At 67.6% G+C, this 17,045-nt stretch carries 17 protein-coding genes and 3 pseudogenes; 13 read left to right on the forward strand and 7 right to left on the reverse strand.

The genetic code is table 11. The annotated features are described in order from the left end of the window. Window positions 1-23 precede the first annotated feature (23 nt). Window positions 24-827, forward strand: a complete 804-nt coding sequence (locus tag ACIBHX_RS44160; RefSeq protein ID WP_397073951.1) for a universal stress protein — start codon at window positions 24-26, stop codon at window positions 825-827. Between the two features lie 37 nt (window positions 828-864). Next, the gene (locus tag ACIBHX_RS44165) at window positions 865-1,833 is read left to right on the forward strand and encodes an NAD(P)-dependent alcohol dehydrogenase (RefSeq protein ID WP_397073952.1); all 969 of its coding nucleotides are present in this window, start codon (window positions 865-867) and stop codon (window positions 1,831-1,833) included. A gap of 29 nt (window positions 1,834-1,862) precedes the next feature. On the opposite strand, the gene ACIBHX_RS44170 is transcribed toward ACIBHX_RS44165, so the two are convergent. Both ACIBHX_RS44170 and ACIBHX_RS44175 read right to left on the reverse strand, forming a co-directional pair. Further along, entirely contained in the window at window positions 1,863-2,231 is a 369-nt protein-coding gene (locus tag ACIBHX_RS44170; RefSeq protein ID WP_397073954.1) for a hypothetical protein, read from the reverse strand. After that, window positions 2,224-2,445: a hypothetical protein gene (locus ACIBHX_RS44175; RefSeq protein WP_397073956.1), complete on the reverse strand. Its 222-nt coding sequence runs from the start codon at window positions 2,443-2,445 to the stop codon at window positions 2,224-2,226. The genes ACIBHX_RS44170 and ACIBHX_RS44175 overlap by 8 nt, the downstream gene beginning before the upstream one ends. Window positions 2,446-2,470: 25 nt before the next feature. Between ACIBHX_RS44175 and ACIBHX_RS44180 the strand changes: the two are divergent. Continuing rightward, window positions 2,471-2,626, forward strand: a pseudogene (locus ACIBHX_RS44180) (winged helix-turn-helix domain-containing protein); the annotation flags it as partial. A gap of 160 nt (window positions 2,627-2,786) precedes the next feature. Here ACIBHX_RS44180 and ACIBHX_RS44185 read toward each other — a convergent pair. Continuing rightward, window positions 2,787-3,644, reverse strand: a complete 858-nt coding sequence (locus tag ACIBHX_RS44185) for a S41 family peptidase (RefSeq protein WP_397073958.1) — start codon at window positions 3,642-3,644, stop codon at window positions 2,787-2,789. A gap of 46 nt (window positions 3,645-3,690) precedes the next feature. On the opposite strand from ACIBHX_RS44185, the pseudogene ACIBHX_RS44190 reads away from it, so the two are divergent. The 9 genes and pseudogenes from ACIBHX_RS44190 to ACIBHX_RS44230 all read left to right on the forward strand — a co-directional run. Continuing rightward, window positions 3,691-3,870 (forward strand): annotated as a pseudogene (locus tag ACIBHX_RS44190) (AraC family transcriptional regulator); the annotation flags it as partial. Window positions 3,871-4,217: 347 nt separating this feature from the next. Beyond that, window positions 4,218-4,547, forward strand: coding sequence for a PadR family transcriptional regulator (locus ACIBHX_RS44195; protein WP_397073959.1), 330 nt, complete (start codon window positions 4,218-4,220; stop codon window positions 4,545-4,547). A 2-nt stretch (window positions 4,548-4,549) separates the two neighbouring features. Beyond that, a complete protein-coding gene (locus ACIBHX_RS44200) occupies window positions 4,550-4,936 on the forward strand; it encodes a DUF1048 domain-containing protein (RefSeq protein ID WP_397073960.1) in 387 nt (128 codons plus the stop codon). Between the two features lie 106 nt (window positions 4,937-5,042). Continuing rightward, window positions 5,043-5,879, forward strand: coding sequence for an ABC transporter ATP-binding protein (locus ACIBHX_RS44205; protein WP_397073961.1), 837 nt, complete (start codon window positions 5,043-5,045; stop codon window positions 5,877-5,879). Next, window positions 5,876-6,637 carry an ABC transporter permease gene (locus ACIBHX_RS44210; protein WP_397073963.1) on the forward strand — a complete coding sequence of 254 codons (762 nt, stop codon included), beginning with the start codon at window positions 5,876-5,878 and terminating at the stop codon, window positions 6,635-6,637. The genes ACIBHX_RS44205 and ACIBHX_RS44210 overlap by 4 nt, the downstream gene beginning before the upstream one ends. Before the next feature lie 170 nt (window positions 6,638-6,807). Further along, window positions 6,808-6,930: pseudogene (locus ACIBHX_RS44215) on the forward strand (cytochrome P450); the annotation flags it as partial. 32 nt (window positions 6,931-6,962) lie between these two features. Next, entirely contained in the window at window positions 6,963-7,370 is a 408-nt protein-coding gene (locus ACIBHX_RS44220; RefSeq protein WP_397073965.1) for a hypothetical protein, read from the forward strand. A gap of 104 nt (window positions 7,371-7,474) precedes the next feature. Then, window positions 7,475-8,707, forward strand: coding sequence for a serine hydrolase domain-containing protein (locus tag ACIBHX_RS44225; protein ID WP_397073966.1), 1,233 nt, complete (start codon window positions 7,475-7,477; stop codon window positions 8,705-8,707). 215 nt (window positions 8,708-8,922) lie between these two features. Beyond that, window positions 8,923-10,806, forward strand: coding sequence for a CocE/NonD family hydrolase (locus ACIBHX_RS44230; RefSeq protein WP_397073968.1), 1,884 nt, complete (start codon window positions 8,923-8,925; stop codon window positions 10,804-10,806). A 512-nt stretch (window positions 10,807-11,318) separates the two neighbouring features. Here ACIBHX_RS44230 and ACIBHX_RS44235 read toward each other — a convergent pair. From ACIBHX_RS44235 to ACIBHX_RS44250, 4 genes are all read right to left on the reverse strand, one after another. Then, complete coding sequence (locus ACIBHX_RS44235; RefSeq protein ID WP_397073969.1) at window positions 11,319-12,497, reverse strand: hypothetical protein; 1,179 nt, start codon at window positions 12,495-12,497, stop codon at window positions 11,319-11,321. 954 nt (window positions 12,498-13,451) lie between these two features. Next, window positions 13,452-14,420, reverse strand: a complete 969-nt coding sequence (locus ACIBHX_RS44240) for a LysR family transcriptional regulator (RefSeq protein WP_397073971.1) — start codon at window positions 14,418-14,420, stop codon at window positions 13,452-13,454. Between the two features lie 115 nt (window positions 14,421-14,535). Beyond that, complete coding sequence (locus ACIBHX_RS44245; protein WP_397073973.1) at window positions 14,536-15,549, reverse strand: acyl-CoA desaturase; 1,014 nt, start codon at window positions 15,547-15,549, stop codon at window positions 14,536-14,538. Window positions 15,550-15,568: 19 nt separating this feature from the next. Continuing rightward, window positions 15,569-15,880 (reverse strand): UBP-type zinc finger domain-containing protein, encoded by a 312-nt coding sequence (locus tag ACIBHX_RS44250; RefSeq protein WP_397073975.1) that lies wholly within the window; start codon window positions 15,878-15,880, stop codon window positions 15,569-15,571. A 580-nt stretch (window positions 15,881-16,460) separates the two neighbouring features. Here ACIBHX_RS44250 and ACIBHX_RS44255 point away from each other — a divergent pair. Further along, on the forward strand, window positions 16,461-17,045 hold a 585-nt coding region (locus ACIBHX_RS44255), incomplete at its 3' end, for a Clp protease N-terminal domain-containing protein (RefSeq protein ID WP_397073980.1).

The raw sequence follows: 17,045 nt of genomic DNA on the forward strand, positions 1-17,045 counted from the left end.
GGATCAACCGATATGGAGGGGCCATGCCTCGGGTCATCGTTGTCGGAACCGACGGTTCTCCCGCTGCCGCGGCGGCTGTTGAATGGGCGGCCGACGACGCCGCCCGCGCGGCCACCGGGATGCGCGTCGTCCACGTCGCTGACCGCTCGCCGTACGCGTCCCTGGGGTCGGATGACAGCATCTTGGCCGACGGCGAGGCCGTCGCGCGCAAGCGGCAGCCCGGCATCGACGTCACCTGCGAGCTCCTGGAAGGTGCCGCGGCGGCGGTGCTGCGCGGGCTGGCCGCCGATGCCGCCGAAATCGTGATCGGCGGCCGGGGGCACGGCGGGTTTCTCGGAAGCGTGCTGGGCTCAGTCAGCGCGCACGTCGCGGGACACGCGCACGGCCCGGTGGTCGTCGTACGCTCCGGCCCCGACATCGTCTTCGGGGAGATCGCGGTCGGGCTCGACGACTACCGTGCCTGCGAGCCTGCCCTCGCCTACGCCTTCGAGCAGGCGAGGCTGCGCACCGCCGCGGTGCGCGCCGTCTACGCGTGGCTGCCGCCCGCGCAGGCTCGCGCCGATGAGCTGGACGAGATCCACGCCGCTCAGCGCCGCACCGCGGCCAGGCTCCTGCAGGGCTGGCGACAGGACTATCCCCAGGTATCGGTGATCGAAGATGTACGGCTGGCCCATCCCGTCGCCGCGCTCGTCGGTGCCGCAGAGAAGGCCGATCTGGTCGTGGTGGGCTCACAGGGACGTGGTGCGATCGGCACCGTGATGCTGGGATCGATCACTCTCGGTGTTCTCCAACATGCGCGCACCTCCGTCGCGGTGGTCCGGCCGTGAGACCCCTGTGCCGTCCCGAGCTGCCAGAGGAAACGTGATGAAGGCGATCGCTCAAGACAGCTACGGTTCCCCCGTCGTCCTGAAGCTCATGAACATCGACCGGCCGACGGCCGGGGATGACGACGTCCTCGTCCAGGTGCACGCGGCCGGCCTCGACCAGGGCGCCATCCACCTCATGACCGGCATGCCGTACCTCATGCGGTTGGGCTTCGGGTTCCGCGCGCCGAAGGGGCGGGTGCGCGGCCGCGAGCTCGCCGGGCGCGTCGACGCGGTCGGCAAGAACGTGACCCGTTTCAAGCCGGGTGACGAGGTGTTCGGCATCGGCGAAGGGTCCTTCGCCGAGTACGCGCGCGCCGAGGAGGGCAAGCTCGCTCCCAAGCCCTCGAGCATCACCATGGAGCAGGCGGCGGCTGTGGCCGTCTCCGCTCTGGCCGCCCTGCAGGCCGTGCGCGATGCCGGCCGCGTACGGCCCGGCCAGAGAGTGCTCATCATCGGCGCCGGAGGGGGCGTCGGAACATTCGCTGTGCAGGTGGCGAAGGCTTTCGGAGCCCACGTCACCGGGTTGTGCAGCACAGCGAAAGTGGACCTCGTCCTATCCATCGGGGCCGACGACGTCATCGACTACACGAGTGAGGACTTCGCGAACGGCAAGAGCCGCTACGACGTCATTCTGGACATTGCAGGCAACCGCTCTCTGTCGCATCTGCGACGCGCCCTCGCACCCCACGGGACGCTCGTCCTGTGTGGTGGCGAAGGCGGTGGACGGTGGCTTGGCGGCATGGGCCGCACCCTCCGTGCGATCATGCTGTCGCCGTTCGTGAGCCAGCGCCTTCGCGGGCTGCTGACGAACGAGCGCGGGCAGGATATTCAGCGACTGGGCGAGCTCATCGAGACCGGAGACATCACCCCGGTCATCGACAGGACCTTTCCCCTGAGCGAGACTCCGGCGGCCATGCGATATCTGACCGCCGGCCACGCGCGCGGCAAAGTGGTCATCGTCATTTAGCGACAGCGATGTGCCGCACCTAGCCATGGCTACCTTGTTCGGTCGTCGGCTGATCGGGAAATCTGGTCATGGACGGCGGGCCAGTCGAAGACGCCCTCCAACACGGCGAGCTTCAGGATCCTCACCAGCGCACGCGGCCTCCCCACGAAGGAAAGCGAGGCAAGCTGACGTAGAGCGATGAGCCCGCTCAGGTCAGTGGTGTCCCTGAGCGTCTGCCGGGCCATCTGAGCGGTGCTGGGAGGCAGCTGACCGGTCGCCGGCGTGTCGCGGACGACTCCACCTCGCGTGATCAGCGCCGTGGCCAAGGCCGCCGCGGCCAGGATCCCCGAGCCGGCGATCGCGATGATCTTCCCGGTACGGCGAGGGCGAGCAGACCGCCGGAGCGCCGCCTCACCCATTGCCGCCGCTCCGTGGGGTACCGAGCACGTTGCCCATGCACAGCTTCTGCGCCTTGGCGAAGTCGGGATCCTGCTGCACCTGGGCGTCCAGCCGCACGCCGCCGCCCGGCTCCGGGTCGGGGAAGGATCCCACGCCGTGCTCGCGCATGCACTTGGCCAGGTTGCGCATCCGCTCCTGGGTCTGGGTGTCCGCGCCCGCCGGCTGGTTGGCCATGGGATCGAACCGGCGGCAGGCCGTGGTGGTGTCCACCGAACACCTGCTGGAGAAGGTCTGGGACGAGCACACCGACCCCTTCACCGGCGCGGTGCGGCTCACCATGCTCAAACTGCGGCGCAAGCTGGGCGCCCCGGACGTCATCGAGACCATCACCCGCGTCGGCTACCGCATGCACTGACCGGCTGGCCGCCGCGCACCGGCCCTTCCACGCCGGCGCCCGGTCTCGGGTACGGCGCGGCCCAACTGACCGGCCCCGCTACCGGGGCCCGAGGCGGAACCCATGGCAGGCCGTGGCCTGCCATGGGTTCCGCCTCACCACATCACTCCGACACAGCGCATTATGAGGTCGGGCCGGCGGATGGCGTCGGCTTCACGCTCGTGCTCGAAGTCAGGATGTCCAGCGCCTTCTCCAGGGCGGGATCCTTGCCGGTGGACAGGTCCCTGGCTGTCAGCGGCCGGTAGTGGTCGGGGGCGACGCCGATGCCATTGACGATCTCCCGGTTCGGCCCCAGATGGTGCAGCGTGGGCAGCAGCAACGCGCTGTTGTCCGAGAGCGTGTAGGCGCTGGCGGGGCCTGACACGACACCGCCGGTGCGCGTGCCGACCAGGGGACCGACCTTCAGGTCCTTGACCGCGGAAGTGAAGTGGTCGCAGGCCGATCCGCAAACCCTGTCCGTCAGCGTGACAAGCGGCAGCCCGAGGAGCGGCACGCTGTCGTCGGTACGGCCGGCCGGGCCGTCGGCGCGCCACCACAGGTCTCCGGCCAGCGCCACGACGCCGTCGGGGGTCCCGACGAGCAGGGTGACGTCCTCGTGGCTGTGCCCGGGGGTGAACAGGAGGCGGATGGACGGCGTGAACTCGTAGCCTTCGGCGTCTCTGGTCGTCCAGGTGTCCCCCGCGTAGATCGCCTTGTGGTCGTGGATGCGCGCACGGGTGAAAAGCGCGGTGTTGAGAGTGTTGTCCGGGTGGTGGTGGCTGAGCACCACGTCGGTGATGTCCTCGGGCGCCAGGCCGAGCTCGGCCAGCGGGCCGGTGATCGACGTCGGCTCGTCCACCATGCCGGGGTCGAAGACGATCCGCAGGTCGCCGTCGGCTATGTAGGAGGCCGTCGCCGCCACGCCGGGGCCGGTCGAGCCGGTGTAACCGGTGGTCAGTACCTGGAAGGAGGCCTCGCGGCCGCTGGGTGCGTCACTCATGGCACCAGTCTGGACATGTCGGCCTGCGGCGGCTGCTGGCACGAATGTCGACGAGGGCGACCTGCTCACGGGGGCGGGCGCGGCGGCCGGGATCGACCTGTGTCTGCACCTGATCAGGCGCGAGCACGGCGCGACCGTGGCCAACGCGATCGCCAGAGAGATGGTGGTCCCGGCGCATCGCGAGGGCGGTCAGGCGCAGTACCTGGCCACGCCGTTGCCCAGTGGCACCGACGACGAGCCCGGCCGGTCTGGCTGAGATCCGTGAGTATTTCCAATGCCCGTCTCTCGGTGGGGAGCAGGTTGGCGCCCTTGACCTCGCTCGGCGGGCCCTCCCCCGCCGGGTTGACGGCGGTGACCCTGATCTCGTACCCGCCGATGGGCAGGTAGGTGAGGTTGAGCTCGGTCCTGGCCACACCCGTCCCCGCGGCGGGGTGGATGCGGGCTCGCTCACGAACAGCGATCAGGTCGCCGGCGCCCACACGCCTTAGCTATTCAGTGTTGCTAGATACCGGTAGTCAGTGTTACCGTCTACCAGTAGTCAGCAACACTGAATAGCTGGAGGGAGGTGTTTCCATGGGCAAGCAGGTGACGGAGATGCTCAAGGGAACGCTGGAGGGCATCGTCCTGGCGATCCTGTCCGGCCGACCCGCCTACGGCTACGAGATCACGGCGCGGCTGCGGGATCAGGGCTTCGCCGACATCGCCGAGGGCACCGTCTACGCGCTGCTGATCAGGATCGAGCAGCGCGGCTTCGTCGACGTACAGAAGGTTCCGTCGGAGAAGGGGCCGCCGCGCAAGGTGTACTCCCTGAACGCTCAAGGGCTGGACTACCTCGAGGAGTTCTGGAGGACCTGGAGCTTCCTCACCGAACGGCTCCAGCGACTTCCCGAAGGAGGCGACTAGACATGGCCACAGGACCGCGGCAGTACCTGGAGAAGCTCACCGGGCCGCTCGAGGACAAGAGGCGCTGGTGGCGGTACAAGGCGCGCATCAGAGAGCTCCCCGAGAACTATCGCACGGCGGTCGAGGCGCTGGAGCGATACCTGGTGCACTTCGGGCCGGGGGATGGCGCGGTTTCGATGTACGAGGACCTTGCCGATCTGTTCGAGCAGGGCACGGCGGACGGAACCCCGATCCGCGAGATCTTCGGGCAGGACCCCCTGGAGTTCGTTGAGGCGTTCGTACAGAACTACCCGCTGGGGCAGTGGATCAGCCGGGAGCGGAACCGATTCATCAGCGCCATCGACCGCGCCGCCGGCGAAGACACCGGAAAGGACGACAGGACCGTCTGATGACGACACAGCACGCCCGTATCAGCCGGAAGCGCGACCAGCCGACCAACGCCATCGATCGATCGCGTCACGGGCAACAAGCCGTAACGAGAGAACGGATATCCAGATGACACTCAATCAGGTCCAGTGGCCTGCGATCCGCGTGCAGGGCCTGAAAAAGTCCTACAAGGACCTGCAGGTGCTGCGCGGCGTGGACTTCGAGGTGGCGCGGGGCAGCATCTTCGCCCTGCTCGGCTCGAACGGGGCAGGCAAGACCACGGTCGTGAGAACCCTGTCCACGCTGCTCAAAGCCGACGCCGGTACGGCCAGCGTCAACGGCTTCGATGTGGCCACGCAACCGGCGGACGTGCGGGAGGCCATCAGCCTCACCGGGCAGTTCGCCGCCGTCGACGAGATCCTCAGCGGCCGGGAGAACCTGGTGCTGGTCGCCCGGTTGCGGCACCTCAAACACCCGGGCAAGATCGCCGACAGCCTGCTGAAGCGGTTCTCACTGACCGAGGCGGGCGAGCGGAAGGCGTCGACGTATTCAGGTGGCATGCGCCGCCGCCTGGACATCGCGATGAGCCTCGTCGGGAACCCGCCGGTCATCTTCCTCGACGAGCCGACCACCGGGCTCGACCCCCAGGCGCGCATCGAGGTGTGGCAGACCGTCAAGGAACTCGCCCAGCACGGCACCACGGTGCTGCTCACCACCCAGTATCTGGACGAGGCCGAACACCTCGCCGACCGGATCGCGATCCTGCACGAGGGCCGGATCATCGTCAACGGCACCCTGGCCGAACTCAAGCAGCTGCTGCCGCCCGCCAAGGTCGAATACATCGAAAAGCAGCCCACCCTCGAGGACGTCTTCCTCACCCTCGTCGGCTCCGACAAAGAAAACAGCACGGACGGCGACGCCGGCAAACACCGCGTGTCGGCACGGACGAGTAAGGACCAGCGATGACCAAGCATTTCTTCGGCGACACCACCGTCCTGCTGGGACGATCCCTGCGCCACATCACGCGCAGCGTGGACACCATCGTCACCACCGCGATCATGCCGATCGCCATGATGCTGCTGTTCGTCTACGTCTTCGGCGGCGCGATCAACACCGGGTCGGATTCGTATGTGAACTACCTGCTGCCCGGCATCCTGCTCATCACGGTCGCCTCAGGCGTCGCCTACACCGCATTCCGCCTCTTCACCGACATTAAGAGCGGCATCTTCGAGCGCTTCCAGTCCATGCCGACCGCGCGCTCATCCGTACTGTGGGCGCACGTGCTGACCTCACTGATCGCGAACCTGACCTCGCTCGTGGTCGTCCTGCTCGTCGCCCTGCTCATGGGCTTCCGCTCCAGCGCCGGAGTGGCGGCATGGCTCGCCGTCGCCGGCATCCTGACCCTGTTCACCCTGGCCTTGACCTGGCTGGCCGTCATCCCCGGTCTCACCGCCAAGACCCCCGACGGCGCGAGCGCCTTCTCCTTCCCGCTCATCTTCCTGCCCTTCCTCAGCTCGGCCTTCGTGCCCACCGCCACCATGCCCGGCCCGGTGCGCTTCTTCGCCGAGCACCAGCCCGTCACCTCCATCGTCAACGCCATCCGCGACCTGTTCACCCAGCAGCCCGTCGGCACCGACATCTGGATCGCCCTGGCCTGGTGCGCCGGCATCCTCGTCCTCGCCTACGCCTTCGCCATGAACACCTACCGCCGCAAGATCGCCTAGCGGGTACGGCAAGCGAACAAGGACAAGATCGCGCTCGACGGCATCAACCTGGATGCCCGACGTCAAAGACGGGTTTGAGCAGCTCGCTTCGTTCCGGGCGTTCGATGCAGCCCCCACCTCGGTGAAATGCGGCAACGTGCACGCCGGATCGTCTCCGGCGTCGGCCACACCCCGCGCTGCTCAACCGCCTCCCTTCGCTACGGCTGGCCGTACCGGCACAAGAGATCGCCCTGCGCCCGGAGAGCGCCGACATCTACAGGGTCAAGAGCCTGCCGGTCGCCTGGGACGTGTGACACCAATTTTCGATTCGAAGGAGCACACCACCATGTCCATCACCCTTTCCGACCAGGACAAGATCACCCTGCGGGTCGCCGCCTACGGCGCCGTCTCGCTGATGGCCGCCGCTGACGCCACCGGCAGGCCCCACCGGGCCGCCGTCGACGGCTCCATCGCCCTGGGCTCCGGGACCGGCCAGGTCGGGCACGTGCTCGCCACGTATCCAAAGGGCCTGAGCCTGAGCAGCAAGTCCGTAGCCGAACTCGCCGACCTCGTGCTTCCGGCCCTGACGGCGGCCATGAGCCTGCTCAAGCAGCAGGATCCGGCAGAGGCCGACAACTTCCGCAACACCGTCGTCGTCGCCGTCGAAGCAGCCGCCCGCACCCACCGGGGCCAGCCCACCCCCACCCTGGCGGACATGATCCGCAAGATCACCGAAGCCCTCGACGCCGCTTGATGCGACGTGCAGGAAGCCAGCCAGACCCCGTGCGTCGCTCATCGAGCCATGAGCGTCACGTCTGGGCGGGACACACAAGATCGAACACCTACGCAAGGAGATTCATGATGGGACAGAGCAACAGCGGCATCTCCGGAACGGGGTTGCGCAGGCTGCGTGACGTGCTGGCAGGGCATGTCGAGTCGGGGAAGATTCCCGGGCTGGTGGCCCTGGTCAGCCGGGGCGGTGAGACGCACGTCGAGGCGATGGGGACGATGCGCCATGAGGGGGGCGCGCCGATGCGCCGGGACACGATCTTCCGGATGGCGTCCACGACCAAGCCGGTCGCGATGGCGGCGGCGATGGTCCTGTTGGATGAGTGCAGGATCCGGCTGGACGACCCGGCGGAGCAGTGGCTGCCGGAACTGGCCAACCGGCAGGTGCTGAAGCGGCCCGACGGCCCGCTGGACGACACCGTGCCGGCGCAGCGGCCGATCACCGTGCGGGACCTGATGACCGCCACCTTCGGGCTCGGCATCGATCCGACGGTGGTGGGCTTTCCGATCATGGCCGCTATTTTCGAGCGGGGGCTCTACCCCGCGGAAGGGGTCCCGACCCTGGAGCCGGATGAGTGGATGCGCCGCCTTGGCACGCTTCCGCTGATTTACCAGCCCGGAGAACATTGGCAGTACAACATCAGCCACGATGTCCTCGGCGTGCTGGTCGCGAGGGTCACGGGCAAGCCGTTCGAGACGTTTCTGCGTGAACGCATCCTCGATCCGCTGGGGATGAAGGACACCGCCTTCCACGTGCCCGCCGGCAAGATCGACCGGCTGCCGCCCCTCTACGCCCCCGACCCGAAGACCGGAGAGCTCATCGTGTGGGACGAGGCGGCGACCGGAAGGGTCAGCAAGCCTCCGGCGTTCCAGTCCGGCGGCGGTGGGCTGGTCTCCACTGTCGATGACTACCACGCCTACTTCCGGATGCTGCTCAACCACGGCATGCACGACGGTGAACGGATCCTGTCGCGGCCCGCCGTCGAGCTGATGACCACCAACCGCATGACGCCCGAGGAGACAGCCCTCCGAACCGCCCTGGCAAAGAAATATGTCCATGTGTCGTTCGGCCAGGGGCAGCACGGCGGCTGGGGTTTCGGGATGGCGGTGCGCACCTACCGCGCCGACTACGCCTCCATCGGCCAGTTCGGCTGGGACGGCGGAGCCGGCACCACGACCTACGGCGACCCGGACAAGCAACTCATCGGAATCCTGCTCACCCAGGTCGGGACGACCAACCCGGACTCGACGCGGGCCATCCTCGACTTCTGGACCACGCTCTACCAGGCAATCGACGACTGACAGCGAACCGAACCTTCTCGGCCCTGTCCGCCTGAGACCCCTCGATGCCTTCGCCATCGACACCGCTGCTGGGCCAACGCCGGTCGCACCCTCCCCAAGCACTCGCCACCTCCGTGTGCTCCGCGACCTGCCGCCGATCCTGTTGATCTGGCCGGCGCACCCCGCACTGACAAGCCAAAACGCACCATGCCGCCACTACCCCAGATGGGATGCACATGTCCAACGCACAACGGCGAGGGTTCCTCGCCGCAGTCACACTCGCGACCGCGCTCGTGGTCGCCGGTTCTCCCGCCGCATCCGCGACGGCGACGCCGAAGATCAAAGTCTCCGACGGGGTGACGCAGCCCGTCTTCTCCTACGAGGACGCCATCCGTGAGCACGTCCGGGTGGAGTCGACGGTCGACAGTGATAGCGATGGCAAGAAGGACCTGATCCGGGTGGACATCATCCGGCCGAAGGAGTCCGATTCCGGGCTCAAGGTCCCGGTGATCATGCACGAGAGCCCGACCTTCGACGAACCGGGTGCCGGCTACGAGAATGAACACAAGAAGTACGACGCGAACGGGAACGCGACGAAGTTCCCGCTGTACTACGACAACTACTTCGTGCCCCGCGGGTACGCGTTCGTGTCCGTCGACATGATCGGCACCAGGCTGTCCGACGGCTGCCCGACCTCCTACGGCGCTCCCGACGTGCTGGGCGGCAAGGCGGTCATCGACTGGCTGAACGGCCGGGCGACCGCCTACGACGACAAGGGCGATCCGGTCAAAGCCACCTGGACCACCGGACGCACCGGGATGATCGGCCACTCGTATGAGGGAGCGCTCGGCGTCGGCGTCGCAGGCACCGGCGTGGAAGGGCTGGAGACGATCGTGCCGCTCGCGAGCTACACCAACGGCTACGAGGCAAGCCGCATGAACGGCACCATCTCCTGGTTCAAGGGCGTGCAGGAATTCATGGCCAAGCGGTTCGACACCGATCCGGACGAGAAATGCGCGGCTGTGCACCAGCGCCTGCAAGAGGGCGAGGACGACGCCACCGGCAACTACAACGCCTTCTGGGACGAACGCAACTACCGGACCGGGCCGATCTCGAAGGCGCGCAACATCCACGCCAGCGTCTTCGGCGTTTACGGCATGCAGGACCGGGCCGCGGTGGGCAGCCAATTCGCCCAGTGGTGGGCCATGCTGCCCCGAAACGTGCAACGCAAGGCATGGGTGACGCAATACGGCCACCTCGACCCGTTCTGGGCCCGCCGCGAGGTGTGGCTCACCACCCTCAACAAGTGGTTCGACCACGAACTCATGGGCGTCTCCAACGACATCATGCGCGAGCCGCGCGTCGACGTGCAGCTCGGCCCAAACCGGTGGATCAGCCAGGCGGACTGGCCGGCGAAGGCGCGGACGACGACCCTCAGGCCGCAGCAGGACGGCTCACTGGGCCGCAAGCCCTCGACCGGCACCGGCAGCTACCTCGACACCGCCCAGACCGAGATCGCGATGGCCGACAACCCCGCCACCACCAACCCGGACCGGCTGGCCTTCCTGACCCCGCCGCTGAAGGACGCGATGCGGCTGTCCGGAACGCCGTCGGTGAGCCTGCGCCTCAAGCTGGACAAGCCGACCGCCAACCTGGGCGTCCTGCTCGTCGACTACGGCACCGACACCCGCATCAACTACCGCGAACGCACCGCGACGTCCGCGGAAGGCCTCAAGTTCATCGGCGGCGAAGACTGCGTCGGCCAGAGCACGGCCGATGACGACGGCTGCTACCTCAAGGCCGGCGACAACACGGCGACCTCCGGCGTCCACGTGGTCACCCGCGGAATCATGGACGCGCAAAACCACAAGTCGCTCAGCCGCCAGACACCGCTGACGCCGGGCAAGTCCTACCAGATCACCTGGAAGATGCTGCCGCTGGATTACGAGTTCAAGGCCGGGCACCGGCTGGGCCTGGTGCTGACCGGGGCCAACGACGACTTCAACCTCGACGAGACCGGCCACGGCACCGGGGACGACGCCGAACCCGGCACCGGGGCCAAGGTCACCGTCGACCTGGCCGGCACATCGATTTCGCTGCCACTGGTCACCGGTAAGTAGCTCGATCGACCTCCACCCCGAGCACGGCACCGCTCGTGCTCGGGGCGGAGGTCTGTACGGCTTCCACCGACATCGAGGCCAATGGTTTGAGTTTATTGAAGATTGAACTACTCCGCGACGCTGTATTGCTCGAATATTGAGTCCTTCTCCCTATCCCCCATCGGCAGCAACCGCAGCGCGGCAAAGGCGCCCCAAAGCGGACACAAGCCGGGAGGAGTCGGGCAAGCTGCATGACCTGCGCGGATGACATTATCGGCAGGCACAGACTTGCTCGGCGCTGAAGTGGGGCAGGACGTCGTGGCGGATGGCCGCCCAGGCTTTGCCGTAACGCGTCGACCATGCCTGCGCGCTCATCCGCGCGCGCCGCGCGGATGAGCGCTTGTAGCAGCCCGGGCAGGGGGAGCAGCGGCGCGGCCTGGCAGCGGGAGGCCGGCAACTGGGCGGGCTACGCCGCTGATGTAGCGCGGCGGTGACTGGCCATGGCGGGTCTCAACAGTTTGACCCGGCGAAGGTCACCGGCGAAGGTCGACCTTGGAAAGAGTCACGGCCCCAAATATCTTCTGCCCATCCCGGTGCACCCTCAGCCCGTGCTGCCAGAAGCTGATCCATCCGTCGCTTGGGTCCTGTCCGTGTATCCGTTGGGCATGCACAACGTCTATGTGGCCCCCGTGGGCCGACACGTTCCCCGACTCATCTCTCCCGTTCTGGTGCACCCTCAGCCCGTCCTGCGGGAAGCTGATCCATCCGTCGTCCGCGTTTCTTCCCTGCACCCATGTGGTGTTCACGCCGTTGAGATCGGCCTTGTCGGCCGTCACGGTCCCCTGGCCCCCGGAGTTGCCGGTGATCTCCACACCTGTGCCGGTGAAGGTAACGCGCCCCTTGGTCGCGTTCGCTGTTCCCTGGACCCAGGGTGTGTCGATGCCGGTGGTGGCGGTGAGGGATTCCAGGATGGGATTGCGCACTTGAACGGTCGTGGTGAGAAAGTGTTCCTGCTTGGGCGTGGTGCCGGAGGTGGCGATGAGGATGTAGGTGGTGGCCCGCTTCGGGGCGACGGTCGGTGACCAGGTGCGCCCGGTGACGGGGACGGGCTGCGGCGCGCCCGGGTACAGGATCTTGTATTCGAAGTCGGCCGACCCCTCCCAACTCAGCGTGAGTTTGTCTCCGTCGTCCAGCATGGCCTTGTCCGGGCGGAAGTCGCGCGGCGCCGGAATTTCCTTTGGGGCGGTCTTCACCAGCGGTACCGCCGCGTCGTTGATCTGCCACCCGGTATTGGCTCTGATGGTCTCGGTCACCGTCAGCACGGCCAGCCCGGCGGTGGGGGCGACGGTGACGTTCTCCAGCGTCAGTACCATGTAGTCGCCGGGTTCGAAACGGGCTCTGCGACCGGTCTGGGGGGTGGCCTGGAAGACGTTGCCCTGCCGCCGGACCTTCACCGACTGGGTGACCGGCTGGGTGCCCGACTGGGTGTCGGTGTACTCGCCCTTGGCTGTGATCGTGCCGATGTTCTGGGTGAGGTCGCCGGCGCCCTTGCCGACGGGCACCTTCACCTCGATCGTGGACCAGTCCACCGCCTTTCTGGTGTTGGTGACGACCAGGTACACCGTCCCCATGGACGGGGACCGCCCGTCCGCTGACGCCTCCAAGGGCGCCGGGTCGGTCAGGACGGTGTAGGCCAGCATGGTCATGGTCACGACTCCTTCTCTTTGAGGACGGCGCAGGCCGACGACCTGCCCACTTCGAGAGGACCGGGCCGGGCAGGACAGGCGGCGACACGGATGACGCATCCCGAACTCGCCGCTTGTGACGCACCACAGAAGAGCACCCCCTAGATCCAAACGCCAGCATTGGAGCGTGACAAGAGCACTCGAGGAGGCCATAGCAGGGCGCTTCGGCAATGTCCTCGGCGTCTTGACAAGCATTCGGACCATGCGTCACTGGCCACGCTCCGCGAACGCCTGCCACCCTCCGCCGAGACCATAATTGGCGGGGTCCAGCAGCCCGACAGCAGCGCATGCAACCGTTCGTTCTCCGCCCGCTGTACCTCTCCGACCAGCCGCACCAGCACGGTGATGCCCGGCAGCAGGATGCACTCCTTGAGCATGTGCACCCACGCCCGGTCGAACAGCGCCCGCGGCCCCTCGCTCGAGGCCCACACCCTGGCCGCACGCACTGACGCACCTCGGGCTCGCACTGGCCGAAGGGAAGATCAGGTTCCTGGCGCCGATTTCTGTACTCAGCCTGCTCGAAGGCTGGTCGTCGAGGCGCGGGTACGGGGGTTGGGCCGGTCCCGGATTCCGTTTTCGGGACGATCATCACGGGTCGAGTGCCTGATCAAACCCTCCTCCGAGCTGTGACCACCCAGAACGTCAGCTCGCAAATCGAATGCGAAATAGGAACGGTCAAGGAATATGCGCGGCCAACGCTGTCCGGGCAGCGCCGTGCCGCAGGTCGCGCAGCCGTACCGGAAACAGCCCACTGGCCGTCACCAGGTACCGAGACCGGTAGGTCAGGTAGTCCGGCCGCAGAGGATTGCCGTCCTCGCGGGTGAACATCCAGCCAGCGGTGTCGAGCCCGCGCCAGTACTGGCGCCGTTGGTGACGGTGTCCAAGGCGATCGTGCGCGGACCGACCGAACCCACCCCCGGATCACGTTCGCCCGGCTCGGGTCCGGTGATCGGGGCTGAGGGGTTCCACCCAGCCGAGCCGTCTGGCCAGCAGCCAGGCGCTGTCGATGACGGTGGTGATGTGAGGAGAGGGGTTGGTGTCGTGCCACAGCAGTGACCAGGGGAAGTCCATGGCGGGTTCGACCAGGGGCCGCCAGGTGGTGCCTGGCCGGTTGGAGGTGCGGAAGGAGGAGGGGACGCAGTGCACGCAGCGGTGCTGCAGGACGAGATCGGCTGCGGCCCGGCTGCTCTGCACGGTGCCCTCATAGGTGGTGGGTGCGAATCCGGCGGTACGGCACAGCGTGATGACGAACTGGTTGAGCTCGGGAGTCTGTGATTCCTCACCGAGGAGCAGAAGTTCGTCGGAGAGAGCGGCGACGGGCACACCATCGAGCTCGGCGAAGCGATGATCGTCGGGTACCAGCACGCCGATCGGATCGAGCCTGATCAGCTTGGCGGTGACCGCGGCCGGAGCGTGGGAAGCGTGCCCGATGGCGATGTCCAGGCGGCCGCCGGCCAGTTGCCGGTACTGCTCGGGGGTGCCCGATTCGACCTGATGGATCGTGATGTCGGGATGGGTGTTCTGGAGTTCGCGAAGGATCTGCGGCATGGTGTCGTAGCCGGCGTCGATGATCCCGACCCGCAGCGTGGGCGCCGACGCGGCGGCGTTGCGTGCGGCCTGCCCGGCCCGACCCACGTGGTCGAGGATCTGTCGCGCCTCGATGAGGAAGGCAGCGCCCGCCGGGGTCAGGCCGGCATGGTGTGTGCTGCGATCCAGCAGCCGCACCCCCAGTTCCCGCTCCAGGCGCTGGATCTGCTGGCTGAGCGCCGACTGCACGATGTGCTCGCGAGCGGCGGCCCGGCCAAAGTGCAGCTCTTCGGCCAGCGTCACGAAGTACCGCAACTGACGTAACTCCACGTCCGCCACCCCTTCCTCCCGGGCGGCACCCATCTGGGCCGTCTCCCTCACTCTAGGTGAGACATCGGGGTGGCCTCGCGTGGAAGGGCTGGCGCCGGTCGCGGGAAGGGGGTCTCCTGCGAGCGGCCTTCGCGGTCACAGCGGGAACCTACCCCGCTGGCCGCTCACCGACCGGGGCACGGGCTGGTGGCCGCGGCCCGGCGCGACGGCGTTCGACGCGTTCGTCGTCGGGCCAGTGCACGTTGCTCGCCCACCCCAGCCGCTCAAACAGGGCGATGACGGCTGCCGACGGATCGATCTGACCACGGTCCACACCGTGACGGGCGCAGCTGGGTTCGCTGTGGTGGCCGTTGTGCCAGCTTTCGCCGAAGGACAGCAGGGCCAGCGGCCACAGGTTCGTCGAGCGGTCGTGGCGGCGGGTGGTGAAGGGCCGCGCGCCGATCACGTGGCACAGGGAGTTGACGCTCCAGGTGACGTGCTGCAGCAGCGCAACGCGGGTGAGCCCGGCCCACAGGAACGCGGTGAACCCGCCGTACAGGGTGCCGGTGATCGCCCACCCCGCCAGGAACGGCAGGGCCAGCGACACCGCGCAAAGCACGGGAAAGGCACGTGCGACGCGGACGATGGCCGGATCGGCCAGCAGATCGGGAGCGTACCGGTCGGCAGGGGTCGGATCATCGGCGAACAGCCAGCCCAGATGGGCGTGGGCAAGCCCCCGAAGCTGCCCACGCAGGCTCGTGCCGTACCGGTAGGGAGAATGCGGATCACCCGGACGGTCGGTGAAAGCGTGATGGCGGCGATGCACCGTCACCCAGTCGATCACGTTTCCCTGGAAGCCCAGCGACCCGGCCACCGCCAGCATCACCCGCAGCCAGGACCGGGCGGCGAAGGAGGCATGGGTGAGCAGCCGGTGGAATCCCACCGTCACTCCCAGACCGGTCATCACGTAGAGAACCGCGGCCAGTAGGAGATCGGTGAACGTGACCCCATCCCCCCAAGCCAGGAAGATCGCGACGCCGAGGGCGACGAAGGGCAGGACCACGATCGCGCCTGTCAGCGCCACCTGGCCCCGGCCGGCCAGGACGTGCTCTTCTGCCCCGGGGAAGGGCGAGGCGCCGTCGTAGTCCTGGCGGCGTTCCGCCGCCTGTATGGAAGTAGTCATAAGGTCTCTCTCGCCTCGTCTACACGGTGCGGCGGTGCACGTAACACCAGCGCCAGGTCGATCCCGGTTCCAGGTCAGCGACGACCGGGTGGTCGGTCTCCTCGTAGTGGGCTCGGGCGTGACCACCCCGTGAATCGTCGGCGCAGGCCACCCACCCGCAGGTCAGGCACACCAGCAGCCGCGTCCAGGTCCGGCCGAGGGCCAGGCACGCCTGGCATTCGGGTGGCCCGTACTCCACAGCCGCGAATCGGTCGACGTGGTCGCAGCGCGGCGCCTGACCGTTCAAGGCCGCGCGGTCAGGCGCCTTCATCCCTTGCGCGTCCAGGGTCATGACGACCCCCCACAATGACAGCGGCGCAAGCTGTGCCGCCTGTCAACTGCCAGTCAAGGTGACCGCCGAGGCCGCGGAAACAGGCAATCGAAGCTAGCCTCATCAGCTACGGCGATGGCAGCCGTACGCGGTCGCCGTCGAGAAGCACGGCGGGATGGCCTATTCACGAAGTTTCACCGGGGCAGAGTACTGATCGCCCATTCCCGGGGAAACAAGCAGTTCGCGAAAAGCCCATCTCAGGAATCGATAGCCCGCGAATTCCGGCTGGCCGCCTCCGGCGTGCTGCTCCGCTCGTTCGGCCGGTGGCTGAATCACCGGCAATCACTGCAACGGCGACTAAGGTGATAATCAGGCGGGACGTCCGCCGGGCCCCTTACCAAGGCCAGCAGTCGCCGACTCAGCACTTCGGACGATGTCGCGCGGTGATCACACCGCCCGCTCCGTGGAATGCGTGTGGGGTCCAGCAGGGAGCATCGTGGCCGGCGGCCTGGCTCCTCACCGTGTCATCACGTCGATCATCGCCGGTCCGGACGATCGGGTCACGCTCATCCAGCACATCCCGCTTGCCAGGAGGCTCGAGATGTTCGAGAAGTTCACCGACCAGGCGCGGCGCGCCGTCGTCCTGGCGCAGGAAGAGGCCAGGACGCTCAACCACGACTTCATCGGCACCGAGCACCTCCTCCTCGGGCTGCTCCACGTGGGTGAAGGCGTGGCCGCCAAGGCTCTGGAGAGCCTGGGCGTCAGCCTTGAGGGCGCGCGCCAGCAGGTCGAGGAGATCATCGGCCAGGGCCGCTCGACTCCGGCGGGGCACATTCCGTTCACCCCGCGGGCCAAGAAGGTTCTTGAGCTGTCGCTCCGCGAGGCTCTGCAGCTGAGTCACAACTACATCGGCACCGAGCACCTCCTCCTCGGGCTCATCCGCGAGGGTGAGGGGATGGCCGCCCAGGTGCTGGTCAAGCTTGAGGCCGATCCCGCGCGGGTCCGGGACGGGATCCTGAGATCCCTGTCCGGCCACGAGGGCGGGACACCCTCCGCGCCTCCGGCATCGCTCCAGGCGGCTCCTTCCACCATGCTCGACCAGTTCGGCCGCAACCTGACCCAGGCCGCCCGCGAGGGCAAGCTGGATCCGGTCATCGGCCGCGAGAAGGAGATCGAGCGGGTCATG

This window comes from Nonomuraea sp. NPDC050536 (genome assembly GCF_044457685.1).
In the GTDB taxonomy this organism is placed as follows: Bacteria; Actinomycetota; Actinomycetes; order Streptosporangiales; family Streptosporangiaceae; genus Nonomuraea.

Coding starts and splice junctions, on each gene's coding strand:
- ACIBHX_RS44225 (WP_397073966.1), top strand. CDS start 7,475: ATGATGGGACAGAGCAACAGCGGCATCTCCGGAACGGGGTTGCGCAGG.
- ACIBHX_RS44250 (WP_397073975.1), bottom strand. CDS start 15,880: ATGACCCTGGACGCGCAAGGGATGAAGGCGCCTGACCGCGCGGCCTTG.
- ACIBHX_RS44175 (WP_397073956.1), bottom strand. CDS start 2,445: ATGGCCAACCAGCCGGCGGGCGCGGACACCCAGACCCAGGAGCGGATG.
- ACIBHX_RS44200 (WP_397073960.1), top strand. CDS start 4,550: ATGGCCACAGGACCGCGGCAGTACCTGGAGAAGCTCACCGGGCCGCTC.
- ACIBHX_RS44170 (WP_397073954.1), bottom strand. CDS start 2,231: ATGGGTGAGGCGGCGCTCCGGCGGTCTGCTCGCCCTCGCCGTACCGGG.
- ACIBHX_RS44185 (WP_397073958.1), bottom strand. CDS start 3,644: ATGAGTGACGCACCCAGCGGCCGCGAGGCCTCCTTCCAGGTACTGACC.
- ACIBHX_RS44165 (WP_397073952.1), top strand. CDS start 865: ATGAAGGCGATCGCTCAAGACAGCTACGGTTCCCCCGTCGTCCTGAAG.
- ACIBHX_RS44220 (WP_397073965.1), top strand. CDS start 6,963: ATGTCCATCACCCTTTCCGACCAGGACAAGATCACCCTGCGGGTCGCC.
- ACIBHX_RS44240 (WP_397073971.1), bottom strand. CDS start 14,420: ATGGGTGCCGCCCGGGAGGAAGGGGTGGCGGACGTGGAGTTACGTCAG.
- ACIBHX_RS44195 (WP_397073959.1), top strand. CDS start 4,218: ATGGGCAAGCAGGTGACGGAGATGCTCAAGGGAACGCTGGAGGGCATC.
- ACIBHX_RS44230 (WP_397073968.1), top strand. CDS start 8,923: ATGTCCAACGCACAACGGCGAGGGTTCCTCGCCGCAGTCACACTCGCG.
- ACIBHX_RS44245 (WP_397073973.1), bottom strand. CDS start 15,549: ATGACTACTTCCATACAGGCGGCGGAACGCCGCCAGGACTACGACGGC.
- ACIBHX_RS44160 (WP_397073951.1), top strand. CDS start 24: ATGCCTCGGGTCATCGTTGTCGGAACCGACGGTTCTCCCGCTGCCGCG.
- ACIBHX_RS44205 (WP_397073961.1), top strand. CDS start 5,043: ATGACACTCAATCAGGTCCAGTGGCCTGCGATCCGCGTGCAGGGCCTG.
- ACIBHX_RS44210 (WP_397073963.1), top strand. CDS start 5,876: ATGACCAAGCATTTCTTCGGCGACACCACCGTCCTGCTGGGACGATCC.